This window comes from Mycolicibacterium confluentis (assembly GCF_010729895.1).
Classification (GTDB): domain Bacteria; phylum Actinomycetota; class Actinomycetes; order Mycobacteriales; family Mycobacteriaceae; genus Mycobacterium; species Mycobacterium confluentis.
In genome coordinates this window covers 5,394,949-5,418,121 of the sequence record NZ_AP022612.1, presented here as the reverse complement: position 1 = coordinate 5,418,121, position 23,173 = coordinate 5,394,949, and the positions used below count along the sequence as shown (strand labels likewise).

Annotated in this window: 22 protein-coding genes and 1 pseudogene; 12 read left to right on the top strand and 11 right to left on the bottom strand. The window is 65.9% G+C overall.

Annotated features, from left to right (window positions below):
- Positions 1-11 precede the first annotated feature (11 nt).
- Positions 12-731 (top strand): flavin reductase family protein, encoded by a 720-nt coding sequence (locus G6N34_RS25430; protein WP_085152241.1) that lies wholly within the window; start codon positions 12-14, stop codon positions 729-731.
- The gene (locus tag G6N34_RS25425; protein WP_085152240.1) at positions 728-1,522 is read left to right on the top strand and encodes an alpha/beta fold hydrolase; all 795 of its coding nucleotides are present in this window, start codon (positions 728-730) and stop codon (positions 1,520-1,522) included. Before G6N34_RS25430 ends, G6N34_RS25425 begins: the two co-directional genes overlap by 4 nt.
- A gap of 242 nt (positions 1,523-1,764) precedes the next feature.
- Here G6N34_RS25425 and G6N34_RS25420 read toward each other — a convergent pair whose 3' ends face one another.
- Positions 1,765-2,130, bottom strand: a complete 366-nt coding sequence (locus tag G6N34_RS25420) for a hypothetical protein (RefSeq protein ID WP_085152331.1) — start codon at positions 2,128-2,130, stop codon at positions 1,765-1,767.
- A 195-nt stretch (positions 2,131-2,325) separates the two neighbouring features.
- Here G6N34_RS25420 and G6N34_RS25415 point away from each other — a divergent pair, with 195 nt between their 5' ends.
- Entirely contained in the window at positions 2,326-2,778 is a 453-nt protein-coding gene (locus tag G6N34_RS25415) for a MarR family winged helix-turn-helix transcriptional regulator (RefSeq protein WP_234812908.1), read from the top strand.
- 2 nt (positions 2,779-2,780) lie between these two features.
- Positions 2,781-3,596 carry an NAD-dependent epimerase/dehydratase family protein gene (locus tag G6N34_RS25410; protein ID WP_085152238.1) on the top strand — a complete coding sequence of 272 codons (816 nt, stop codon included), beginning with the start codon at positions 2,781-2,783 and terminating at the stop codon, positions 3,594-3,596.
- A 245-nt stretch (positions 3,597-3,841) separates the two neighbouring features.
- Here G6N34_RS25410 and G6N34_RS25405 read toward each other — a convergent pair whose 3' ends face one another.
- On the bottom strand, positions 3,842-4,513 hold the full coding sequence (locus G6N34_RS25405; RefSeq protein WP_085152237.1) for a TetR/AcrR family transcriptional regulator: 672 nt from the start codon (positions 4,511-4,513) through the stop codon (positions 3,842-3,844).
- A 452-nt stretch (positions 4,514-4,965) separates the two neighbouring features.
- Between G6N34_RS25405 and G6N34_RS25400 the strand changes: the two genes are divergently transcribed.
- The 4 genes and pseudogenes from G6N34_RS25400 (at position 4,966) to G6N34_RS25385 (ending at position 8,740) form a co-directional block, all read left to right on the top strand.
- Positions 4,966-5,730, top strand: a complete 765-nt coding sequence (locus tag G6N34_RS25400; protein WP_085152236.1) for a hypothetical protein — start codon at positions 4,966-4,968, stop codon at positions 5,728-5,730.
- A 186-nt stretch (positions 5,731-5,916) separates the two neighbouring features.
- Complete coding sequence (locus tag G6N34_RS25395) at positions 5,917-7,215, top strand: dicarboxylate/amino acid:cation symporter (protein ID WP_085152235.1); 1,299 nt, start codon at positions 5,917-5,919, stop codon at positions 7,213-7,215.
- Between the two features lie 158 nt (positions 7,216-7,373).
- A pseudogene (locus G6N34_RS28180) lies at positions 7,374-7,519 on the top strand (acyl-CoA dehydrogenase family protein); the annotation flags it as partial.
- A gap of 76 nt (positions 7,520-7,595) precedes the next feature.
- Positions 7,596-8,740, top strand: a protein-coding gene (locus G6N34_RS25385; RefSeq protein WP_163645385.1) for an IS3 family transposase whose coding sequence is annotated in 2 segments (ribosomal slippage) — positions 7,596-7,863 and positions 7,863-8,740 — 1,146 coding nt in all. Because the reading frame shifts where the segments join, the coding sequence is not laid out codon by codon here.
- A 269-nt stretch (positions 8,741-9,009) separates the two neighbouring features.
- On the opposite strand, the gene G6N34_RS25380 is transcribed toward G6N34_RS25385, so the two are convergent.
- The 4 genes from G6N34_RS25380 to G6N34_RS25365 all read right to left on the bottom strand — a co-directional run bounded on the left by G6N34_RS25380 (position 9,010) and on the right by G6N34_RS25365 (position 12,432).
- Positions 9,010-9,657: an FMN-dependent NADH-azoreductase gene (locus tag G6N34_RS25380; protein ID WP_085153756.1), complete on the bottom strand. Its 648-nt coding sequence runs from the start codon at positions 9,655-9,657 to the stop codon at positions 9,010-9,012.
- Between the two features lie 23 nt (positions 9,658-9,680).
- The gene (locus G6N34_RS25375) at positions 9,681-10,556 is read right to left on the bottom strand and encodes a dioxygenase family protein (protein ID WP_085153754.1); all 876 of its coding nucleotides are present in this window, start codon (positions 10,554-10,556) and stop codon (positions 9,681-9,683) included.
- A gap of 376 nt (positions 10,557-10,932) precedes the next feature.
- On the bottom strand, positions 10,933-11,757 hold the full coding sequence (locus G6N34_RS25370) for a helix-turn-helix domain-containing protein (protein WP_085153752.1): 825 nt from the start codon (positions 11,755-11,757) through the stop codon (positions 10,933-10,935).
- Positions 11,758-11,853: 96 nt separating this feature from the next.
- Positions 11,854-12,432, bottom strand: a complete 579-nt coding sequence (locus tag G6N34_RS25365) for a TetR/AcrR family transcriptional regulator (protein ID WP_085153750.1) — start codon at positions 12,430-12,432, stop codon at positions 11,854-11,856.
- Positions 12,433-12,560: 128 nt separating this feature from the next.
- Between G6N34_RS25365 and G6N34_RS25360 the strand changes: the two genes are divergently transcribed.
- On the top strand, positions 12,561-13,304 hold the full coding sequence (locus tag G6N34_RS25360) for an SDR family NAD(P)-dependent oxidoreductase (protein WP_085153748.1): 744 nt from the start codon (positions 12,561-12,563) through the stop codon (positions 13,302-13,304).
- Between the two features lie 173 nt (positions 13,305-13,477).
- On the top strand, positions 13,478-13,729 hold the full coding sequence (locus tag G6N34_RS25355) for a hypothetical protein (RefSeq protein ID WP_085153746.1): 252 nt from the start codon (positions 13,478-13,480) through the stop codon (positions 13,727-13,729).
- A 16-nt stretch (positions 13,730-13,745) separates the two neighbouring features.
- Here the strand turns inward: G6N34_RS25355 and G6N34_RS25350 are convergent, their stop codons facing one another.
- The 4 genes from G6N34_RS25350 to G6N34_RS25335 form a co-directional block, all read right to left on the bottom strand.
- Entirely contained in the window at positions 13,746-15,725 is a 1,980-nt protein-coding gene (locus G6N34_RS25350) for a thiamine pyrophosphate-dependent enzyme (protein ID WP_234812989.1), read from the bottom strand.
- A complete protein-coding gene (locus G6N34_RS25345) occupies positions 15,722-17,350 on the bottom strand; it encodes a glutamate synthase-related protein (RefSeq protein ID WP_085153744.1) in 1,629 nt (542 codons plus the stop codon). Before G6N34_RS25345 ends, G6N34_RS25350 begins: the two co-directional genes overlap by 4 nt.
- Positions 17,351-17,444: 94 nt before the next feature.
- Complete coding sequence (locus tag G6N34_RS25340; RefSeq protein ID WP_234812988.1) at positions 17,445-18,890, bottom strand: alpha/beta hydrolase; 1,446 nt, start codon at positions 18,888-18,890, stop codon at positions 17,445-17,447.
- A gap of 138 nt (positions 18,891-19,028) precedes the next feature.
- On the bottom strand, positions 19,029-19,664 hold the full coding sequence (locus G6N34_RS25335; protein WP_085153740.1) for a sigma-70 family RNA polymerase sigma factor: 636 nt from the start codon (positions 19,662-19,664) through the stop codon (positions 19,029-19,031).
- A gap of 319 nt (positions 19,665-19,983) precedes the next feature.
- Here G6N34_RS25335 and G6N34_RS25330 point away from each other — a divergent pair, with 319 nt between their 5' ends.
- Complete coding sequence (locus G6N34_RS25330) at positions 19,984-21,036, top strand: extracellular catalytic domain type 1 short-chain-length polyhydroxyalkanoate depolymerase (protein ID WP_163645532.1); 1,053 nt, start codon at positions 19,984-19,986, stop codon at positions 21,034-21,036.
- A gap of 19 nt (positions 21,037-21,055) precedes the next feature.
- Positions 21,056-21,985 (top strand): GlxA family transcriptional regulator, encoded by a 930-nt coding sequence (locus tag G6N34_RS25325; RefSeq protein WP_308213204.1) that lies wholly within the window; start codon positions 21,056-21,058, stop codon positions 21,983-21,985.
- A 13-nt stretch (positions 21,986-21,998) separates the two neighbouring features.
- Here G6N34_RS25325 and G6N34_RS25320 read toward each other — a convergent pair whose 3' ends face one another.
- Positions 21,999-23,009, bottom strand: a complete 1,011-nt coding sequence (locus G6N34_RS25320; RefSeq protein WP_085153733.1) for a zinc-dependent alcohol dehydrogenase family protein — start codon at positions 23,007-23,009, stop codon at positions 21,999-22,001.
- Positions 23,010-23,173: the final 164 nt, after the last annotated feature.

Genomic DNA, 23,173 nt, shown 5'->3' with positions numbered 1-23,173 from the left:
AGGAAACCACCATGATCATCGATCCCGCCGACCTGGATCCGACATCGAGTTACAAACTCCTCATCGGCAGCGTCTTGCCCCGCGCCATCGCCTGGGTCAGCACCGCCTCGACCTCCGGCGTCGGCAACATCGCGCCGATCTCATTCTTCACCGTCGTCGGCAGATTCCCGCCGGTGCTGTCGATCAGCCTGCAGCCGCGCTCGGACGGAGTGACCCTCAAGGACACCTTCGTCAACATCCGTGACACCGGTGAGTTCGTCGTCAACCTCGCGTCCATCGGGCAGGCCGACGCCGTGCACCGCTCGGCCTACGAATTCGACTCCGACGTAGACGAGTTCCAGGCGCTGGGCCTGGACCGGGCCGCATCGGATGTCATTTCCGCTCCGCGCATCGCCGGTGCGCCGATCTCCTTCGAGTGCGTCGTCGACCGGATCATCCCGGTGCCCCCGGAAGACCACGTGGTGTGGGGGCGGGTCGTGCGGATCCATGTGCGCGACGACCTGTACCTGCCCAACGGCCGGATCGACGTCGGCGCCCTCGGCGTTTTCGGCCGCCTCGCTGGCGAGTACACCCTGGTGGACAACATCTTCACCACACCGCTGCCGGACGAGGTGCTGGAACGGGCCGGCACCCAGCGCGCGGTCCGACTGGACGGGCACGACACCGGTTACTCACCGATCGACACCGGCGAGTGGTCACCGTCGGGAGCCACGAAAGCGCTCACGAAATGACGCAGTCGCGCAACGGGTTCCGTGTCACCCACACGCCGGCGACCACGGCCGGCTCACCCACAGTGCTCTTGATTCACGGTTTCCTCGACGATGCGTCGGTGTGGGACGACGTAGTCGACGCCGTGTCGGGCGAGGTGGGCGCAGTCCGCTACGACCTGCCCGGATTCGGTGGCCGCGGCGATTCGATTGCCGCAGCCGGCGGTCCGACGTTGCCCGCCCTTGCCGCCGAGGCGGCCCAGGTCCTGGCCGAGATCGATGGGCCGGTGATCGTGGTCGGGCAGAGCTTCGGCGCGCAGGTCGCCGAACTGCTCGCCGCGAGGCAGCAGGACCGCGTTCGCGGGCTGGTGCTGCTCACGCCCGTGCCCCTCGGCGGCACTCGGTTGCCCGATGAGGCGGTCGCGCCTTTCGCCGCGCTCGGCGGTGACCGCGTCGCCCAGCGCCGCCTGCGGGCGGAGATGTCACCGGATCTGAGCGAGGAACAGCTCGACCGGCTCACCGACGTCGGCGCCGCCGCCACACCCCGCGCCACCGCCCACTACGCCGATCTGTGGAACACCGGGGTGCCCGATGGGTCCGCCCCGAGCGCGTACCGTGGGCCGGTCCTCATTGTCGCCGGCAACGCCGACGCGATCGTCACCGAGCAACTCGTCGACACGATCAGCCCGCGCTTCTCAGATCCCAACGTCAAGGTCATCGACAGGGGCGGCCACTGGCTGCACGTCGAATACCCCGGGTTGGTTGCGGCCATGATCCTCGACTTCACTGACGTGGTCATCGGGGCAATGTCCTGAGTCGCTGTCGGACATGGGCTATGCCCCCACGTTCCCGGGCGCAGAACTCACGATCGACCACGCGGATGTCACGGTGCCCCGCGAGGTGTGGGACCAAGTGAGGAAACGGCCCATGGAGAACCGCATGACGCATCGTGCGTTCGCCGACGCGGACAGACCACTGGGCTGTGTTGTGGCGCAGCGTAATTTTCGACTGCGGAAAAGAGCGAGGCGCGGACAGCGCCAACGCAGGGCGGGCGCGACTACGCCTGACCCAAACTCGGCCGGTAGTCAGCCGCCTCGGCCTCGGCAGCCAGCAATGCGCCCAGCTCACCCTCCTGCTGGGCAACGAACACACCGATCACCTGCCGGCATACCTCCGGCACGCTCACCCCACGCATTCGCGCAATACGGTTCAGCCCGACCAGCATTGACGTAGACACGTGAAACTGCACCGCGTACTGACCGCACGAACCATCCTCAGGCGGCAACCCCGGACCCACGACCGCGGGTTCATCCACCCCGTACTCGCTCACCTCAGCGGCCCGGACTCTTTCAACGACCCCACTGGCGCCACCACCCGCACCGTCGGCGGGGTCCCGGAACTCCTCGTGACTGAACAAACCCATTCCGCTCACGCTAGACCTAGGCGAGCGAAGCGGCACTGAAGTCGCAGAGAGGCCGAGGTCGGGGCTCAGCGGGGGTGGAAGGGGTTTTGACCCAGCCGGCCACGACGGTGGGGCGCGTGGGGAAGGTCAACGGTGTCACCCGGGGGTGAGCGCCCGGGGTTGACATTTTGTCTGGTGGCAGACATTATTTGTCAGGTGGCTGACAAAATTGGCTCCGCTCGGCACGACACGATCGGTGCGTGGACCAAACGGTGCTACCTCGCAGGGCGTACCGCTATGGAGGACGCGCTGCGGCCCTTCGGTCTGGGGGCGACTCAGTGGTACGTGCTGTATCAACTCGTGAACGCCGGACCCACCCGGCAACGGGATCTGCAGCGCATCCTGCAGGTCGAACGGGCGACGCTGAGCGCAGTCGTCATCGCCCTGGTGCGCAAGCGGCTCGTCGAGCAGATCCCCGACAGCGTTGATCAGCGACAGAAGATGTTGCGCATCACCGATGTTGGGGAAGCGTTGTGGCGCGACCTGCCAGACCTGACCCAGATACATGCGGTCGCCTTCGACGGCATCGACGCCGATGACATCGAGACCGCGATACGGGTGCTGCGAACCGCGACCGAGCGACTCGAACAACGTGAAGGAATGGAGTAGTCATGAAGATCTTGGTGACCGGTGCGACCGGTCTGGTAGGTGCCCGCCTGCTGCCACAGCTTGTTGCAGACGGCCACGACTGCCGTGCTCTGGTGCGTCGACCCGGGGCGGTGTCTCACGGTGTGACGGAGGTGATCGGAGACCTCTCCGATGTCGAATCGCTCGCACCGGCAGTCAGCGGTGTCGACGCAGTCATCCATCTTGCCGCGGTGTTTCGCACAACTGACACTGACCTGATCTGGAAGGCGAACCGCGATGGCACCGCCAATCTCATTGCCGCGGTGCAGGAGCACGCAGCCGATGCGCGCTTCATCATGGCGAGCACCGCGCATGTCTACGACGTTGATGGCCCGCGTCCGGGCCGCGAGGACGACACTGTCGACCCGACGCAGGCGTACCCGGCGAGCAAGCTCGCTGCCGAGAATGCTTTGCGCAGCGGTGGTTTGACCTGGGCGATCCAGCGTTACGGCTTCGTCTACGGCGACGGGGATGGACACTTGGAAGCGTTACAGGGGCACGCCGCGAACGCCGGATTGCATCCAGCGCAGCGGATGAGCCTCATCCATCACCGCGACGTCGCGGCCGCGGCCCGCCTCGCGCTCATCGGAGCATTCGACGGTCATATCGTCAACATCACCGACGAGGCGCCGACGTCGCTTTACGAACTGGTCGCGATTGCCGGCGGTGACATGGACCCGTCGTCGCAGCCGCTGGAACATCCCTGGCATCTGCAGATGGACGGTGCGCTGGCACGCCGGCTCGGTTTCCACGCGACCCTGCGCACCGTCCACCACGCGTTCGAACAGCAGGCGATGTAACCGTCCCGCCAGCCCATGAGCCAGCCGCAGTGGCGAGATCGTCCATCGATGCGCAGCCATCTCACCGGGACCCCCGAAGAGGTCGACTGGTGTGGGTGGAAGCCTCTTCACCGAGCTGGCGGGCGTTGGCGATGAAATCGGGGACCACCACGTTTGCGGCAGTGAGGGATCGCCTTCGGGCAGATCCGTGGCGGTTTGGAGCGCTCAACAAGTGGCGGAATTCAGGCCACCGCCCACAGCCCAGATCAGCGTTGGCCGGGAGCCTTTCGGCGGCGCTTCGCGGCGTCGGTCGCGTTGACCCTCAGGTGGTCGATCATCAGCTGTGCCATGGCGTGACGTTGGGGGTCCGTTGGCAGGGGAGCGTCACTGACCATTTGGCCGACCATGAGACCCAGGGGTGCTGCCCAGAGAAGGTCGGTGATCGCGGCGGCGTGGGGTGAGGGTGTGCCGATGAGTGAAGCGATGCGTTCCAGTCCTGGTTGCAGGCTGGCGAGTTGCTCCATGCCGAGCGTGGAGCGCAGTGATCTGGTCGCGATCAATATCTCCATCGCGGTGAGGCTGGCAGGGTTGAGGAAGACCCTCCAGGCGGCATCGGTGAGTGCGCGCATGCGCTCCTCGGTGTCCTTGATGCCTTCGACTTCGTCGGCGAGATCGTTGATCGAGGTGATCAGCGTGGTGACGGCGTGGTCGATGACAGCGGTGAGCAGACCATCGCGGTCGCCGAAGTGGTATTGAACGACGCCGGTGCTGACGCCGGCGCGTTCGATGATGTGTCGGGTGCTGGCCGCGGAGAAGCCTTCCTCGCGGATACATCTGATGGTTTCCTCGATGACCAGTTCGCGTGTGCGGTCGGCGCGTTCCTGACCTCTGTGCCGGCTGCGTCGTGGCGTGGAACCGCGAGGTTGATCGGCCGTCATCGGTTCGCGGCTCGGGCCGGCGTCAGCGGTATGTCGATGTGGCGGCTGGGGCGCTCCGAATGCCCGCCGGGAAGCGGCCATCGGTGCGCTGTCAATGGGGTGGTGAACAGGAGCCGCACGCGTCGATCCTATTCGTGCCCGGCGTGGAAAGGCCGGAATGGGTTGCGCATGGTCACGATCCGTCGGGGGGCTGACAAGTGAGGATGACGTTTCCTGTAAACGAGTGGTGTCTCAACAGTGCTGGCAGACAGCACCTCTCCGCCGACATGCTGAGCGCGTTGCCGGTGGCTCAGGCGTCGCGCGTCCTTTTGGTCCGAAAAACTACCGACCGTTATAACATCACACGTGATATAAAACGAGAGTTCGGTGCTACTGCGACGCAGACGCAGTTCCATCCGTCTCCGGGCCGGACGGTCCGGTCGGCGAGAACCTCGACGCGGAGGCCAGCGCTCATGACAGAGACGTCGATCAAACACGGCGACGCAGGGGAGGCGCCCGAACGCCGCGGATTCTCCTCACTGCAGAAGTCGCTCTTCGGAGTGCTTGCCTTCTTCTTCGCGATCCACCCGGTGTTCTGGTATCTCGAAACTCATGCGGGGGTCCCGCAGCCCGTCGCCTCGACGGTGATGGTGGTCGTCGTGGTCGGCTGCTTCGTGACCGCGCTCGCACTGCCCTGGCTCCGGGTCGGAGACCGCCGGGATTGGACGCGGGGCGACAGTTTGGGCGCGATGGTGATCGTGTGGGTCTTCATCGCACTGATCCCGCGCTTCATCTGGGAACTTCCGTGGCTGCTGTTCTTCGATCAGATCGTCGAGGGCGTCGAGAACGGCGCGCTGTGGACGTACATGTGGGCGCCCATCCTGCTCGGTGGCGACGCGCGTTACCTGACCGGCGACCCCCTCATCATCTGCATGGAATGGATCGCACTGTTCGTCGGGATCTTCGAGGCCTACGCGCTTTTCCAGTTCTTCCGAAACGGCAGGCGTTTCACCAGCAACCAGTTGTCGCTGATCATGGCCGGCATGATCGTCGAAGTGACCCTGCCTGCCGTCTATTTCGGCACCGAGATCGCGAACAATCTGGAGAGCATGTCGTCGCCGGTGGAGATGTGGGTGAAGTTCGTCCTCATCAACGTGCTCTGGTGCACCATGCCGCTGCTCACCTACTTCTGGGGAGTGCGCAGACTCGTCAGCAACGACCTTCACGTGCGGTTCTGAGGCGCTGCCGAAGCGAAACACTGAGCAGATCCACCGGGCCCGGGGGTGGCGCGGGCCGCGAAACGTGGGCTGTGGGGCCACCCTGCTTCGGAAACACCGAAGCAGTCCCAAATTAGAGACTGCGGTAACGGGGCTTTCACCTGAGCGGCATACCGCCGTAGTGGCACCGATCTAAGTTCCTGTTGCATGAAGGCGCTCAGACACCCTGCCCTGCAGATCGGCGTCGCCGCGATCGCCGGAATCCTCTTCGGCTTGGCCGTTGGCGAGTGGGCGGCCAATCTGAAGTTCATCGGCGACATGTTCATCCGCCTGATCCAGATGTCGATTGTGCCGCTGGTCATGGCCTCGGTGATCGTGGCCACCGGGTCGATGACCGGTGCGGGCACCGGCAGGATCGCCCTGCGCACCGTCAAATGGATGCTCGGGTTCTCGCTCGTCGCCGCCCTGCTGGCCTGGCTGCTCAGCAGTGTGTTCCGCCCCGGCGCCGGCATGGTGTACACCGAACAGGTCGATCCGAGCCTCGAGGAGTCGGCGAGCAAGGCGCTGGGCTGGCAGGAGACCCTGCTGAACTTCGTCTCCACCAACATCTTTGACGCAATGTCGACGGCCACGATGGTCCCGATCATCGTCTTCTCGCTGCTGTTCGGCATCGCGTTGCGAACCCATGTCGCCAAAACCGGTGACACCACCGTGCTTTCGTTCATCGACCAGATCCAGCAGATCGTGCTGACGATGATCCGACTGGTGATGTACATCGCGCCGATCGGCGTCTTTTGCCTCTTGGCCAACATGGCGGGCGACGTGGGTTTCTCGGTGGTGACGACCGCGCTGAAGTACCTGGGCACCACCCTGCTCGGTGTGCTGATCCTCTTCGCCCTGTTCGTGGTGGTCGTGGCCGTGCGCACCCGGTTGAACCCGTGGAAGCTGCCCAGCAAGCTGGCCGAACAGACGGTGATTGCGGTGACGACGACGAGTTCGGCGGTCACCTTCCCGACGGTGCTCAAGAACACCGTGGAGAAGGTGGGGGTGAGTCAGAAGGTCGCGAACTTCACGCTGTCGCTCGGTTTGACCATGGGCTCCTACGGGGCCGTGCTCAACTACATGATCGTCGTGATGTTCCTGGCGCAGGCCGGCGACATCCAGCTGAGCTTCGGCCAGATCGCACTAGGGATGGGGTTGGCGATCCTGCTCAACATGGGGACCATCACCGTCCCCGGCGGCTTCCCGGTGGTGGCGATGTTCCTCGCCACGTCGCTGGGCCTGCCGTTCGAGGCGGTGGGGCTGTTGATCGCCGTGGACTGGTTCACCGGCATCTTCCGCACGTTCCTCAACGTCAACGGCGACACCTTCGTGGCGATGCTTGTCGCCAACGCCGACGACGAGATCGATCGCGATGTCTACAACGGCACCAAGGTCGTTCAGGCCGAGGAGATCGACATCACGGAGTACAGCGCCGCCATGGCAGCTGCCGATCAAGCCGACTGAGGAAGCGCGACGGTTTCGCCCGGGGCGAGATCTCGACCGATATCAAGAAGCTCGCCGCCGCGATGGGTGAGGACCTGAATGATGCTCTAGACCTCCGTTGGGCGTTGGAGTCATCCGCTGCAGCATTGGCCGCCCGCCGACGAACCGATGACGACATCATCGGACTACGTCTCTGCTCGATCCCCGAACAATATGGCGGCGGTGGTGGCACTTCGCCCACGACCTGGCAGTGCTGGAGGCTCAGGGCTATTCGGGTGATCTAAGCCTGGGAATCTCGGTGCACAGCGGCATCGTGGCGCATTGGCGTGTTCCCACTGACTGAGTCCAACCAGTTTTAGAGTCCTGTAGCCCGATGTAGGGCGAGAAGGGACGATGAACGTATGGCTGGTCGGAAGCGGAATTCCGCGGAGGACATCGTGCGCAAGTTGCGCCGCGCCGATGAGTTGGCTGCCGAAGGCAAGACCGGCGAGCAGATCGCCGCGGAGCTGGAGGTGTCGCCGGCGACGTTGTACAACTGGCGCCGCTCCTACGGTGGCATGGACACTGACGCCGCCAAAGAGCTCAAGGAGTTGCGTGAGCAGAACGCGCGCCTCAAGCGCCTGCTCGCCGAGGCCGAGCTGGTCAAGGACGCTTTGCGGGAGGTCGCGAAGGGAAAATTCTGAGCCCAGCTGCCAAGCGCCGCGCCGTCGACATGCTCACCACCGCGTTGGGCATGTCGGAACGGTTGGCGTGCAAAGCTGTTGGGCTGGCCCGTTCCACCTGCCGACGTCTGCCGTTGTCGCAGACCCCCGCCGATCCTGACGCCGAGATGCGGGCCTGGCTGCGCTCCTACGCGGTCAAGCACCCGTGCCATGGGTTCCGACGTGCCTGGGCGGCGTTGCGCTACGACGAGCGCCGTGAGGTCAACAAGAAGAAGATCCACCGTCTGTGGCGCGAGGAGGGACTGCAGGTGCGGGTCCGTAGTCCGCGTAAGCGGGCCGGGATCTCCTCGATACCGCCGATCGTGGCCGACGCGCCGAACGTGGTGTGGGCGATCGACTTCCAGTTCGACTCCACTATCGACGGCAAGGCGATCAAGATCGCGTCGATGATCGACGAACACACGAGGGTGTCGCTGCTCAACATCGTCGAACGCTCGATCACTGCCGAGCGGCTCGTCGACGAGCTCAAGAAAGTGTTCGCCGCGGCGGGCGGGCCACCGAAGGTGCTGCGGATGGACAACGGTCCGGAGTTCATTTCTCAAGCACTGCAACAGTTCTGCGACGGGAGATTCGGCATGTCGTATATCCCACCGGGCACGCCGTGGAACAACGGACACATCGAATCGTTCAACAACCGGCTACGCAAGGAGTGCCTCAACCGCAACCACTGGAACACCCTGCTCGAGGCCCGCGTGGTCATCGGCGACTTCAAGGCCGACCACAACCACCGCCACCGGCACTCGGCCCTGGGCTACCGCACACCGGCCGAGTACGCTGCGGTCTGCAGGTGTAGCCACACCCCGATGGCCTGCAGCATCAACTGAATCTGGATCACACCAACCCGACTCTAGAAACGGGTGGACTCAGAAACGGGGACTCGCCAGCATTACATCCTGGAATACGGCACCGAAGAGCAGAGGGCGAGTTGGCTACCGCCGATGCCTCGCTGACACCGACCGAGAAGTCGATCAAACCCGCCCCAGGACCTTTCACTCCGCCGGTGACGGCGCCGCAGCAGACGGTCCGGGCCCCGAACGAGCCCATCGACCGCGGCTGAGCACACGCGCACGTAGCGAACGTGGTGATCAGCCCCTCAGGCGACGCTCTCGCTCTCGACAGCCCAGAGGGCGTCGATCTGCGCGTGCGCGCGTTCCAGGCTCACCCGAGCCAGGTGTCGAAGGTGCGCCATACGCGCGTCGGCGGCGGCCATGGTCAGCTCGGCCACGATGATCTGCGGCTCCAATCCGGTCAGCGAAACCGCCTGGGCGATCCAGGATTCCGCGTGATCCCAGCCATGCTTGGGAGTGCCTTCCCGGTAGCTTCCGCCGCGGCTTTCGATCACGACGAACTCCGTCCCGGTGAGTAGTCCGGTGCCGTCAGGGGCGAACGACAGCCCGGCGGCGACGATATGGTCGACCCAGGTCTTCACCAGGCTGGGCGCGGCGTAGTTGTACAAGGCCATGCCCAACACCACGGTGTCGGCGGCCCTGATCTCGTCGATGAGCTTCCTGCTCAACGCGTAGGTCCGGGCTTCGGCGGGATTGTGGTGCTCAGCCGGGGTCATCAACGCCAGACCGTTCGAGGCATCCAGATGCGGTATCGGGTCGGCCGCCAGGTCGCGGTAGGTCACCTTCCCGGCGGGATTGGCTGCACACCAACGGGCAACCGCGCGAGCTGTCAGCGCGCGGCTGACCGACCCCTCGGCGCGGACCGAGGAGTCGAGGTGCAGGAGTGTGCTCATGATCTGTCCTTTAGATCTCGGGGTCACAACCGGTCGGTGCGCAGCGCTTGCAGAACGAAGTCATAGCGGGCCACCAGGAAGGGTTCGTCCACGTGCCGGCCGTCGGGGCCCATACCCGCGGGGTGCTCGACGAAGCTGACGACGAGTTCATCCTTGACACCGAAGACGACGTCGGTGTCGAGGTAGTCGGTGCCGTACCGGAAGAGATGAGTGATCAGCCGGTGGTAGCCGGGTGCCTCGAACAGACAGTGGACATGGGCGGGCCGGTATGCACTGATATCCGTGGCGCTGATCAGCCGCCCGACCGGCCCGTCCATCGGGATCGTGTATCCGATCGGGGCGATCGTGCGCACGCAGTAGGTGCCATCGGAGCGGGTGGAGTACTTGGCCCGTAGTCGGGCTTCGTCGAGATCGGCGTACTGCGCTTCGTAGGTCCCGGTGGCGTCGGCCTGCCACACGTCGAGGGTCGCACCGGCGATCGGGGTGCCTACGGTGTCGGTGAGAGTGCCGGTGATGAACAGCGGTGTCCCGTCGACGCCGTCGGACATGTCGAATCCGAACGGGACCGGCGGGGAGCCGTCGATGTAGAACGGGCCCAGCACGGTGGCCGGGGTCGCGGGCGCCGGGAACCGGTTGTTCATCTGCACGACCAGCGTGCTCAAGCCGAACACGTCGGAGGCAAGGATGAATTCCTGGCGCTTGTCGGTGCTGATCTTGCCCACCTCCGTGAGCCAGTCGACCGCGGCCATCCACTCCTCGGTGGTCAGCGCGACCTCGCGGGAGTAGTCGTGGATGTGGCGGACAAGGACGCTCATGAGTTCGGCCGTACGCGGCGAGTGCGCAGTCGCCCAACGCTTGACGGCCAGATCGGTGATGTTGTCCTCGGTGACGAAAGCCATTGTGATTCCTCGGTGTGCTTGTGGTCGACCGTCGTCAAGATGACGTGGGTGGTGGGAATGCGGTGTGTGTCAGCGACTTCACCGATCATCCTGGCGGGGTCGCGCACCCCGGGCCCAGGCAGCAGTTTTCCTAGTACCGGAGGGGCCACTCTGTGTGGCGGAAAAGCGCAACTTACAGAACATTTGGGTGCCAAAGGTGGTGCTGACACTGCCTGGATACCCGTACCCCGCGCCGCAACGATCGTTGTATGCCCGCTGAACCGGATCGCTACCGCGACTTCTTCAAGCAGACCGTGCTTTTCATCGCGCGGACAGTGCTTTTCGCCACCGTGCTGCTCGTCGTGGTGGTGTATGTGATGTGACGCCGACCGACGTGTCAGACCACCTCGGGCACTTCGCACCCGCTCAACTCGTGCAACCCAGCTTCCGACGGCGAGCCAGGGTCGGCCCAGTAGACCACCATGATGTACTCGCTGCCGCGCAGGGCCAGCTGTTGGAAGTGCACATCGAGCGGCCCGACCAGGGGGTGGTTGATCAACAGCAGGCCGCGGCCGTGACGCCTGACGTCATAGGTGGCCCATAGCGCGCGGAAGTGCGCGCTATGACTGCGCAACTCCTCGATCAACGCGTCCATCCCGGGATCGGGTTGGTGGCTCGCGAAGTCACGGAGCCAGCGCACCGCCCACGCGGTCAGGCCCTCCCAGTCCCGGCAGAACTCACGCATGTCCTCGTCGAGGAACAGGCTGCGCACCGGGTTTCCCCCGACCGCGAAGCTCGCCGACAACGCGGCGGCACACGCGTTGGCCATCACCACGGTTGCGGAACCGTCATGAATACACGCCGGAGACACCTGCCAGCTGTCGATCAGGGCCTGCAGTGCGGGATTGACCGGCTGTCGCGGCTTGACGACCGGGCGCCGGGATGTGGAGTGCGCCAACAGATGCCGCAGATATGCGGTCGCGTCGGGTGTGAGCCGTAAGGTGCCGGCGATGGCATCGAGCACCTGGTCGGATGGCCGCTCGCGTCCTTGTTCGATGCGGTGGTAGTAGTCGACGCTGATACCGGCCAGGTTTGCCACCTCTTCCCGGCGCAGTCCGGTCACCCGGCGCCGGCTTCCCGTCGGTAGCCCGACATCGCGTGGTTGGACCTTGGCGCGATGCTGTCGGAGAAATTCCGCGAGAGGCGTGTTCCTGCTGGGCACTTCCTCAGGGTAGGTGGTGAATCATCCGGTCAGTAGCAGCAGAATTCACAGAATCTGATGTGCGAAACGCACTGTGGTCGGCGGCCGCGCGTGCGTTCAGCGCACCCCGTCGAAGGTGAGCGTCAGCAGTGCGTCGATGTGTTGGGACTCGATCGGCATGTCGTGGAACAGCCGGTACTCGATGACCCCGTAGAGCACGTCGCGCAGCGTTGCCACGTCGGCGTCGGGACGCATCTCGCCGCGTTGTTGCGCCAGGGCCGCCCGCGCAGTGAACCCTTTGATATTGGGTTCGATGACCTGCTCGAAGACGGCCTGCAACAGGTCGGGGTCGGACTGACCGGCGGCGATGACACCCCGGTACGCCGCTCCGAAACTCGTGGTCGCGATCAGCTCGATGATTCCGACCAGCTGCTCGCGCAGATCGGTGACCATGTCGCCGGAGTCGGGGAATACGACGACGGGATTCAGACTCTGGGTGGCGGCCTCGAGGACCACCGCGCCCTTGGACGGCCACCAGCGGTAGATGGTCTGCTTGCCGCAGCCCGCCCGTTTGGCGATCGCCTCGACAGAGACGTTGTCATAGCCGAGCTCGCCCACCAGTTCCAGCGCCGCCTCGAGAATCGCCCGCCGTGAGTGCTCGTTGCGTCGGCTGGGATCGGGTGGAAGCGGTGGCATGGCAGAACACTAACGCCGCACTGGCCCCAGAAACAACACGAGACGTACCGTCTTGATCCGAGACGATACGTATCGTATCGTTATCTGATCTGCCCAGCGCGGCAGGCCATCACCAGAGCGGAGATCCAATGTCAGCACTGGCAGGCAGGACAGCCCTCATCACCGGGGCGACATCGGGCATCGGCCTCGCCGCGGCGCGGGCACTGGCCGAGGAGGGCGCGCATGTGGTCCTCGTCGGGCGCCGCCAGGACGCTCTCGACGACGCTGTCGCCGGCATCGGTAACCAGAACGCCAGCGCCATCGCCGCTGACGTGACGGACCCGGTCGACCTCGCCCGCGTCGCGGCCACCATCGATACCAGGGGAGGCGGCGTCGATATCATCTTCGCCAATGCGGGTATCGCCGAGGTCGCGCCGCTGGGGGAGATCACGCGGGACCATTACGCGCGCACATTCAACACCAACGTCGGCGGGATCATCTTCACCATCCAGGCCACCCTTCCGCTGCTGAATGACGGCGCATCGGTGATCCTGTGTGGATCCGCCGGGGATGTGAAGGCTTCCCCAGGCACCAGCGTCTACGCCGCATCCAAGACCGCCATCCGCTCCCTGGCCCGAAGCTGGGCGGCCGAACTCGTCGAGCGCAGAATCCGCGTCAATGTCGTCGCCCCGGGCCTCACCGAGACACCCGGGCTGGCCGGGCTCTTCGAGGGAGCCGGTGCAGCACTGGAGGACCTGACCGCCACCGTGCCAATGAAGCGACGTGCACGTCCGGAGGAAATAGGCGGGGTCGTCGCGTTCCTGGCTTCGCCCGCCAGCACCTACATCACCGGTGCGGAGATCTATGTCGACGGCGGGGCCAGTCAATTCTGATCACGGGACGATAGTCCAGTGGCCGTGACTGCCGGCGGCACATATCGCAGCAATCAGGAACGGGAATGTGCCTGTACCGGCGCAGCGTTGAGCACTAGGACAGTAGACGTCGGGATCTGAACCAGGACTGCCGCAACACGTTTCATCGCACCCAGAGAGAGCAAGGGACCGAAATGGCACCGAATACCCTGACCCGACGGCTCTCGGCAGCGGTAGGCGGTGCCGCCATCCTCGCGATGATCGGCTTCTCCGCCGCCTGCGGCACCGACGGCGATACCCCTGAACAAGCACCCGTCACCAGCACCGAGCCCACCCTGACCCCGACCGAGAAGTCGATCAACACCGACGAGGAGGACTTCACCCCGCCGGTGAAGGCGCCGCAGCAGACGGTCCGGGCGCCGAACGCGCCGGTGTTCCACGACTGACCGAAATGCTTATCTCCTAACGGGACTGCGGATCGGTGACGATCTCCACGAGTGCCGGCCCGGGATGGTCCAGCGCCTCGGTGATGGCCGCGGCGAGGTCGGCCGGATCCTCCACCCGGACACCGTACGCACCACAGTTACGGGCGAAGGCCGCGAAATCCGGGTTGTGCAGCGAGGTCTGCCACACCGCGTACTCGGCGGCCCGCTGTTCGTCACTGATCTTCGCCAGTTCACCGTTGTTGAGCAGGATGTGGGTGATGTTCATCCCGTACTTGACCGCAGTGGTGATCTCGGCCAGGTACTGGCCGAACCCTCCGTCACCGGTGACCGCCACGATGGGCCGGTCCGGGGCGGCGGCCCAGGCGCCCATGGCGGCGGGGAAGCCGAAGCCGATGGACCCCAGATAACCCGACATCAGCACCAACTGCTGTTCGGTCTCGAAGTACCGCCCGAACGAGTAGGCGTGGTCGCCGACGTCGACCGCGACGACGGCGTCGGCGGGCACCACATCGCTGAGTGCCTCGATGACCGCTGCCGCGGGAACGCCGCGACCGGTGCGCGCCGCCGCCCGCCGCGTCTTCTCACCCCGCCAGACGGCCCACCGCTCCGCCACCTCGGCACGCTGGTCGACCACCTCCGGATGCATACGCAACCCGGCATGCAACGCAGCACAACACATTCCGACATCCCCGAGCACTGGCACCGTCACCGGCCGGAAACGGCCCAGCGCCAGCGGATCGGTGTCGACCTGGACGGTCGGCTTATAGGGCGAGATGCCGGTGTGGTCGGAGAATGAGGCCCCGAAAACGAGCAGCAGGTCGGCCTTGTTCATCATCCAGGACGCGACCGGGGTACCCGAGCGGCCGAGCACACCGCAGGCCAGCGGATGGGTGTCGGAGATCTGCCCCTTGGCCTTGAAGGTGGTCAGGACCGGGGCGTTCAAAGCCTCGGCGAGGGCGATGACGGCGTCCATGTCGTATCGCGCGCCGGCGCCGACGATCACCACCGGACGGGTGGCCGCGGCGATCTGTTCCAGGGCTTGTTGCAACGGCGCGGTGGGCGGCCCGGTCCGCAGATCCGGCATCCGGCCGTGCGGACCGGATGCCGGTTGATCGGGTGCTTCCAGCACCTGAACGTCGTCCGGGATGACCAGGTGGCCGACCCCGCGTTCCAGGATCGCGTGCTTGAGTGCCAGCGTCATGAGCTCGCCGTGCTCGGATCCGGCCCGCACCATGGTGGAGTAGACCGCCACATCGTCGAAGGCGGCGAGCAGGTCGATGTCCTGGAAGGCGCCCTTGCCCGCCACCGATGAGTTGACGTTCCCCGACAGTGCCAGCACCGGCACGCGGTCGGACTTGGCGTCGTAGAGTCCGGTGAGCAGGTTCGTCGAACCCGGCCCGGCGATCCCGAAGCAGGCCGCGGGACGCCCGGTGAGCTTCCCGTAGGCAGCGGCGGCGAAGGCCGCGGCGCCCTCGTGCCGAACGCCGAAATACCGGATCTTCCCGGCAGTTTCCGCACGGCGGAGCGCCTCGGCAACGCCCAGATTGGAGTGTCCGACCATGCCGAAGACGGTGTCCACGCCCCACTCGGTCATCGTTTCCACCAGGACGTCGCTGACGGTCCGGGTGTGCGGGAGCGGCGTATCGGCAGCGACGTAGATGCCGTCGTCGCGGGCCTCCACCGCATACGTGGGAACGTCGTAATCGGGCCCACCGGCGGCCGCACCGGTGAAGGGGTCGAAGTCGAACCCATGCCAGGGACAGCGGATCTTGTCGTTCTCCACCGTTCCCTGCCCGAGGGGCCCACCCTGATGCGGGCAGCGGTTGTCGATGGCCCCGTAACGGCCGTGCAGTTTGGTCACCGCAACGGTCTTGACTCCGACCGGGCAGACCCGGACCTCGCCGTCGGCGAAGTCGTGCGCATCGGCGACCCTGTGCCAGAACGACTTTCGCTGCTGGTCATCGATCTCGTCGCGAGTGTGGTCTGTACTGGTCACAATGGCACCGCCCCTGCATAGGGAACTCCGGACAGATAGGCGAAGTCCCGGTCGAATGTCGTCAGATCGTCGAGGTTGAAGTCGGCCAGGCGGCGATGTCCACACGCCCGGGCCAGCACCACCATCAGCTCCACCGCGGAGCGCAGGTAGCGATTCAGTCGTTGGGCGGCCGCCGGCACCGGGAGCCGCGCGCGCAACAGTGGGTCCTGGGTGGCGATGCCCGCAGGGCAGGCATTGGTGTGGCAGGCGCGCATGCCCACGCACCCAATGGCCTGCAGTGCCGCGTTGGAGACGGCGATGGCGTCGGCGCCCAGCGCCAGCGCCTTGACCATGTCGGCCGGGGTGCGGATGCCACCGGTGATCACCAGCGTGACGTCGTCGGCCCCGGAGGAGTCCAGGTGTCGGCGCGCCCGCGCCAGCGCCGGGATGGTGGGTACGGAGATGTGGTCGCGGAAGATCGTCGGCGCGGCCCCGGTACCGCCGCCACGGCCGTCGAGGATCAGATAGTCCACGCCGATTTCCAGCACGGCGTCGATGTCCCGCTCGACGTGTTGCGCGCTCATCTTGTAGCCCACCGGGATTCCGCCGGACTCCTCGCGCACCCGGGCGGCGAAGTCCTTGAAGTGTTGCAGTGAGTCCCACTCCGGGAACCGGGCCGGCGAGATCGCCGAGGTCCCCGGGGCCAATCCCCGGACCTCGGCGATGCGGTCGACCACCTTGGTCCCGGGCAGGTGACCGCCGGTGCCGGTCTTGGCGCCCTGCCCGCCCTTGAAGTGGAATGCCTGCACCTTGTCCAGATGCTCGAAGCTCCAGCCGAAGCGGCCGGACGCCAGTTCGTAGAAGTACCTCGAATTGGCCTGCTGTTCCTCGGGGAGCATGCCGCCCTCACCCGAACAGATCCCGGTGCCGGCCAGGTCCGCTCCGGCAGCCAGGGCGGTCTTGGCTTCCTGAGACAGCGCGCCGAAGCTCATATCACTGACGAACAACGGGATCTCGAGCGTGAGCGGCCGGGCGGCACCGGGGCCGATCACGGTCTCGGTATTGACCGGCTCGTCCTCCAACAGCGGCAACCGGTGCAGCTGGGCGGGCAACAACTGGATCGAATCCCACGAGGGCAGTCGGTCCCGCGGCACCCCCATCGCGTCCACCGGGCCGTCGGGGCCCACCCGGTCGAGTCCATGCGCGGCGAGCTCGTGAATCTGCGTGACGAACGGCTCCTCGGGCGTATCGGAGGGCTTGATCCAGGTGCCCTGGTAACCGTCGTCGCCATACGGCTGCGGGTTCGCCGCAGCGAATGCGGACACCGCGGACTCGTCGACATAGACTTCGCCGTCGGTGACCCAGGCGGGAAACTTCGTCAGCGCCACGGACGGGTTGACCGGTGCGATACCGGTGGTGATGTCGTACCGCCATCCGTGCAGACCGCATACCACTGTGTCACCTTTGATCTGGCCCTCGGCCATGCGGGCGCCCCGATGTGCGCAGCGACCGTACAGCGCAGAGATGTCCTTGCCGACACGGATGAGGACCAGATCCACACCGGCGATCTGCACGTCGTGGGGCGTCCTCTCGGGGATGTCCGCCAGCCGGCCCACGTGGGCAACTTTCTCCGTTGCTGCGCTCATCGGCACGCCCTTCCGTTGTATTCGATGCTGTCACGCCCGCACGGACACATCGGGCTATTCACGAAATGCCCTGTGTTGGCGCATGGTTGGCCTTTCATAGCCGACATGACGTGCCCGCGGGCGGCAGTTCGAGGTGGATCAGGTAATCGGCGGCGATTGCGTTGACGCAGTCGTTGGTACCCGCTGTCACGATGGTGTGCCCTTCGCCCTCGACGGTGAGCAATGCGCTGCCCAGGGCGCTTGCCAGGCTGATGCCGCTGGCATGGGGCGTGGTGGGATCTCCGGTGATGGACACGACCAATGTCGTTGGAAGACCGGCGATCTCGGTGGCGTAGGGGCAACCGAGGGTGGGTTCGGCGGGCCAGTGTTCGCAGCCGTCGCGCGCTCCCGTCAGCTGCACCCCGGGATCCATGAACGGTGCCACCCCGAAAATGGCCGCCCGTAATTCGTCGCCCTCGGTCTCGCTGAGACGCTCCTCGTCCATGCAGTTGATCGCGTAGAGCGCTTCGGTGAAATTGGTCCACCGGCCCTCGGCGTCCCGGAGCGCGAAGTCGTAGGTCAGCTGCAGCAGCTCATCGCCGCGGCCCTGCTGCAGCTGTGCGATGCCGGCGATGACGCGCGGCCAGGCCGTCTCGGTGTACAGGCCGGAGATCACGCCGCCGATCGCCTCGTTGTAACTCAACTCGGATCCCAGCGCGGGAACAGGGGTGTCGTAGAGCGGACGCACAATCTGAGCGAATGTCTTGGTGGCACCTGCCGGGTCGTGGCCCAGCGGACAGATGGCCTGCGTGGCGCAATACGCGGCCATCTGTTCGAAGGAGCGCTGAAACCCGGCGAAGGCGCCGATCCGACGCTGCGCGGTGCCCAGGTGCGGGTCGATCGCCCCGTCGAGCAGCATGGCCCGTATGTTCTGCGGGAATTGCTCGGCGTACACGGCACCCAGCCGGGTCCCGTAGCTCTGGCCCAGGAAGGTCAGCTTCTCGTCCCCGAGAACGGCCCGCAACACGTCGATGTCCCGGGCTGCGTCGCGGGTGCCGACACTGGCCAGCACGTCGGCGCCACCCGAACCTGCGGCACAGCGGTCGACGATTGCCCGGGTATCCGCCTCCGTCCATTGGACAGTCGTGCCCTGGGTGGTCAGCGGTACGTCGCCCTCGTCGGCTTCGGTGTCGGTGTCGGTGAAGCAGTCGATGCTCGGCTCCGATCGGCCCACTCCGCGGGGATCCAGACCGACCAGGTCGAAGCTCTCGGTGACGGGGTTCTCGGCAAGCCCCAGCGAGGTGGCCGCGGCGGCGAACAGGCCCGAGCCGCCCGGCCCGCCGGGATTGATGACCAGCGAGCCGATCGCCTCGCCCCGGGCGGGCACCCGCATGACCGCGAGTCGCGCCGTCTTGCCCGACGGCTGTTGATAATTCAACGGCACCATCAGACGCCCACATTCGGCCGTGGGCGCGGCGGCGAACACCGCGGTCTCGATGGCTGTGCTGGCGTAATCATCACAGGTTTCCCAGGCGATCCGCTGCTCATAGAAGCGGTCCAAGGCGTTGGGCAGAGTACTTGCCGGCGCCGACGTACACGCCGTGAGCAAGACCGCCAGACTCAGGGCAGGAAGTATGGCTTGGGATTTCACGTGTTCTCCAAAAGGGAAGTGGCCGTAATGCATTGACCAAATGGTGGGTCAGTGCGCGGCCGGTGCTGAGGCGGCGGGCTGCTTGCCGCCGCGAGAAGTAGGGGGCGGGACGTACCCGCGGTCGGCGGCGAGGTCGGCGAGCAGCACCCGCAACCGTGATCTGCCGCGATGGATGCGGGACATGACGGTGCCCGGCGGCGTTCCGGTGATGGCGCAGATCTCCTTGTGGGACAGACCTTCGACGTCGGCGTAGTACACCGCCATCCGGAATATCTCCGGCAATTTGTCCAAGGCGGCCCTGATGTCGTCGTCGGGTAGGGATTCCAGGACGACCAGTTCCGCCGAGCGGAGCGATCGCGGCAACCGCGCGGCGTGGTCGGTCAGTTGCCATTCGTGGATCGTGCTCATCATGGTTTCGGTGGGACGGCGCATCCGCTTGCGATAGCCGCTGATGTGCGCGTTCGCCTGGATGCGCAGCAGCCAGCCGGCGAGATTGGTGCCGGGCTGGTAGCTCCGGAACCCTGCGTACGCCCGGATCATCGTCTCCTGGACCAGGTCTTCCGCGTCGGCCCGTTGTTGGGTCAGTCGCATTGCCGCGTTGAAGAGTCTGTCCAGGAGCGGGATCACCTCGCGCTCGAAACGGGCGGTCAGTTCGTCGTCGTCGGGTTGAGCGGGATGGCTCATGGGGGTGATTCCTAGGTTCGTCGGGCAGCATCGTCCTCGGCCCGGACTGTGGAGAACCCTTGTCTTTCAAAGGGGTACGAGAGTCGCGGTGAGGGAGTCGATCTGCGGGGCGAGAGCATCACACCGAGACCGGTCGGGTACGCGGTTGTTCTGTTGGCGGGTGCGTCGGACGCGAGCGTCAGACGGTTTATCGGGTGGAGGTCGTGTCGCCGAACTGGTGGCCAGTACGATACGGAACGGGTCGTCTCGTGTCAAGACGGGTCGTCCCGTCTTGCGGGGGCGGTGTCGAGGCCACGGCGCGGTATGGAATCGGTGCGCGATGGCGTTTACCGACTCGATGGGTACCACCAGCACCAACGCAATCGTTCGTCGTAGGCGCCCCGCCTTGGCCCTGGCCTTGGCGTTGACCATGGCGGCGACCGGGCTCACCGCCGCCGCCCAATTCGGAATGCCATGGGCGATGGGCGCAGGCGACCGCAACCACGTGTACGTCGGAGACGGTGGCCGTCAGCGATACCAGGTGCACGTCCCGCCACATCACGAGTGGGGCTCCGGGCTGCCGGTGGTCATGGCGATCCACGGGTGCGCGATGACCGGATTCGGGTGGAACTCGATGAAGGCGACCACTCAGCTCAACGGCCTGGCCGACCGCGAAGGATTCATCGTGGTCTATCCGACCCAGCGACTGCTCCGCGGCACGGTCAACTGTTGGGATTCGGGTGACCCGCGCGAACAACACCGCGGCAGTGGAGAACCCGCGCTGTTGGCCGGCGCCGCTCGACAGGTTGTCGCGGACTACGGGGCCGATCCGCACCGGGTCCATGTCGTGGGCGCCTCCTCCGGCGCCGGCACCGCTGTGATCCTCGCGGCAACCTATCCCGATCTGTTCGCGACGGTCACCTCCGTAGCGGGCGGCGAGTACGGGCTCAATCAGGTGCGCCCCGACGATCCGGACGCCACTCCGCCGGAGTACACCGCGCGTCAGGCGTGGGCCCAGATGGGACAGCGGGCCAGGCATGTGCCGATGCTCGTCATCCAGGGTGCGCAGGACGAGGTGGTGCCGCCGCTGGTCGCCGATCGCCTCGTTGCGCATTGGACCGCGGTGCAGGATCTGGTCGACGACGGCATGCTCAACGACAGTCTCGGCGTGGTCGAGCAAGTCCACAGAACGCCGGCTGGACCCGACCGCCACGCCTACACCCGCAGCACCCGGACCGCGGCAGATGGTGCCACGCTCGTCGAGTCGTATCTCGTCGAGGGCATGGGGCACTCCTGGCCCGGACCGTCCGGTGCCGGACTGTTCACCGACCACGCAGGACCCGATGCAAGTGTTCTCACTTGGGAATTCGCGAGGCAACATGCACTCTCCTAGCTGTCAAGGACCGCATCAGGTGGTGGTCCTCGTCCTCGAGGGGGCACTCCCGATGGACGTCGGGATCCCGGCGGAGGTGTTCCATCCGGAGACGGGGTTCGGATATGAGGTATCGGCGTGCGGGGTGAGCGCCGGTACCGTGCCGTCCCACGGAGGATTCGGTTTCACCGTCCCACGGGGACTCGACGCACTGGCCGAGGCGGACACGATCATCGTTCCCGGATATGCGCCGGCGGGCCGGCCGGTACCGGCACAGGTCCTGGAGGCGCTGCGCAGCGCGGCGTCCCGCGGGGCCCGCATCGCGTCGATCTGCTACGGCGCATTCGCCCTCGCGGAGGCGGGCCTGCTCGACGGTCTCAGCGCGACGACGCACTGGGACGCGGCCGACAAGCTCGCGCAGCGTCATCCCCAGATCACGGTCGAACCGAACGTGCTCTTCGTCGACGAGGGATCCGTCCTCACCTCGGCCGGGGCCGCCGCCGGTCTGGACCTGTGCCTGCACATGGTCCGGCGTGACCTCGGCGTGAGCGCCGCGAACGAGATCGCCCGCGGGCTGGTCACCGCGCCGTACAGGGCTGGGGGACAGGCTCAGTACCTGCCCAAGAGCACCTCGGCCGGCCAAGGCGAATCCCTTGCGGCGACCCGGGAATGGGCCATGACGCGGCTCGATGAGCAGATCACCGTCGCCGGACTCGCCGCGCATGCGCGGATGTCGCCACGGACGTTCCTGCGTCGTTTCACCGAAGAGACGGGCAGCACCCCGCTGCAGTGGGTTCTGCGGGCGCGGGTGGACACCGCCCGGGAACTCTTGGAGAGCACCCGCCTGCCGGTCGATCGGATCGCCGAAGAGGTCGGCCTGGGGACCGGATCGAACCTGCGGCTGCATTTCCGCCGGCTGCTCGATGTGTCGCCCACCGAGTACCGCGCCACCTTCGCCGGGCGGAGTTGATACCGCCCGCACGCTATGCGGCGCGCAGCGGAGGGAGCTCAACGGTGTCACCCGCTACGTCGATCGCGACCTTGCCGCGCAGGGTATACCGCTGCCGGTTCTCCAGGAGTTCGTGCGCCTCACCCACGCGGGCGAGCGGAAGCGTTGCGCCGATGACGGGTTTGACGAGGCCCCGTTCGACCAGGGTGGTGAGCGCGTTGAGCTTTCCCTGGTTCTGCCGGGTGAAGACGAAGTGATAGGCGGCGTTGCGGCCCCAGGCTTCGATGAGATTCTGTGGCTGCGCGATGTCGACGATGCTGATCACGCGCCCACCATCGGTGAGCGTGAGCGGGCTCTTGGTCAGCGTGTCGCCTCCGATCGTGTCGAAGACGACATCAACACCCTTGCCGCGGGTCAGATCGGCCACCGCTTCGACGTAGTCGGTCGAGGTGAAGTCGATGGCCGCATCCGCCCCGAGCGAGCGGACGAACTCGTGGGCGGCCGCTTTGGCGGTGGTGATCACCTGTGCACCAATTGCTTTCGCGGTCTGGATGGCAATTGTCCCGACCCCGCCGGTGCCGCCGTGGATGAGGATGGTCTCCCCGACGCTGAGTTGCGCGCGCGTGACCAGGGACTCCCAGACGGTGCCGCCGACCAGCGTGAGGCTGGCCGCTTCCAGATGATTGATGTTCTCCGGCTTGCGACCGACGAGGTCGACGTCGGCGACGTGCTGCTCGGCGTAGGAGCCTGGCCCGCCGAAGATCCGGGGCGTGTAGTAGACCGCGTCGCCGGGTGCGAACTCGGTCACGTCGGATCCGACTTCCTCGATCACGCCGGAGACGTCGTGTCCGATGATCGCCGGCAGCGGCACGTGATCCGCGTAGTCGCCGCGCCGGATCTGGTAGTCCAGCGGATTGACCGCAGTCGCATGCACATTGACCCGTACCTGGCGGGGCCCGACCTGTGGAACCGAGACGTCACGAAGCTCGAAAGCCTCGGGTCCTCCAAAACGGGCGAGTACGACGGCCTTCATCGGATCGGTCATATCGGTGTTCCTCACCGTTGTCCTGAGTGTGATTCGCCCAAGGGGGCGGTGAACTCAGTCTTGCGGGTGGGAGCACCGTCAGCTAGTGGCGGTTTCGCCAATAATCGCGAGGAAAATGACACGGCTGTCGCGACCCGGCACTCGAATCGGGACTACAGCGTCGG

Coding starts and splice junctions, on each gene's coding strand:
- G6N34_RS25430 (WP_085152241.1), top strand. CDS start 12: ATGATCATCGATCCCGCCGACCTGGATCCGACATCGAGTTACAAACTC.
- G6N34_RS25425 (WP_085152240.1), top strand. CDS start 728: ATGACGCAGTCGCGCAACGGGTTCCGTGTCACCCACACGCCGGCGACC.
- G6N34_RS25420 (WP_085152331.1), bottom strand. CDS start 2,130: ATGGGTTTGTTCAGTCACGAGGAGTTCCGGGACCCCGCCGACGGTGCG.
- G6N34_RS25410 (WP_085152238.1), top strand. CDS start 2,781: ATGAAGATCTTGGTGACCGGTGCGACCGGTCTGGTAGGTGCCCGCCTG.
- G6N34_RS25405 (WP_085152237.1), bottom strand. CDS start 4,513: ATGACGGCCGATCAACCTCGCGGTTCCACGCCACGACGCAGCCGGCAC.
- G6N34_RS25400 (WP_085152236.1), top strand. CDS start 4,966: ATGACAGAGACGTCGATCAAACACGGCGACGCAGGGGAGGCGCCCGAA.
- G6N34_RS25395 (WP_085152235.1), top strand. CDS start 5,917: ATGAAGGCGCTCAGACACCCTGCCCTGCAGATCGGCGTCGCCGCGATC.
- G6N34_RS25380 (WP_085153756.1), bottom strand. CDS start 9,657: ATGAGCACACTCCTGCACCTCGACTCCTCGGTCCGCGCCGAGGGGTCG.
- G6N34_RS25375 (WP_085153754.1), bottom strand. CDS start 10,556: ATGGCTTTCGTCACCGAGGACAACATCACCGATCTGGCCGTCAAGCGT.
- G6N34_RS25365 (WP_085153750.1), bottom strand. CDS start 12,432: ATGCCACCGCTTCCACCCGATCCCAGCCGACGCAACGAGCACTCACGG.
- G6N34_RS25360 (WP_085153748.1), top strand. CDS start 12,561: ATGTCAGCACTGGCAGGCAGGACAGCCCTCATCACCGGGGCGACATCG.
- G6N34_RS25355 (WP_085153746.1), top strand. CDS start 13,478: ATGGCACCGAATACCCTGACCCGACGGCTCTCGGCAGCGGTAGGCGGT.
- G6N34_RS25345 (WP_085153744.1), bottom strand. CDS start 17,350: ATGAGCGCAGCAACGGAGAAAGTTGCCCACGTGGGCCGGCTGGCGGAC.
- G6N34_RS25335 (WP_085153740.1), bottom strand. CDS start 19,664: ATGAGCCATCCCGCTCAACCCGACGACGACGAACTGACCGCCCGTTTC.
- G6N34_RS25330 (WP_163645532.1), top strand. CDS start 19,984: ATGGCGTTTACCGACTCGATGGGTACCACCAGCACCAACGCAATCGTT.
- G6N34_RS25320 (WP_085153733.1), bottom strand. CDS start 23,009: ATGACCGATCCGATGAAGGCCGTCGTACTCGCCCGTTTTGGAGGACCC.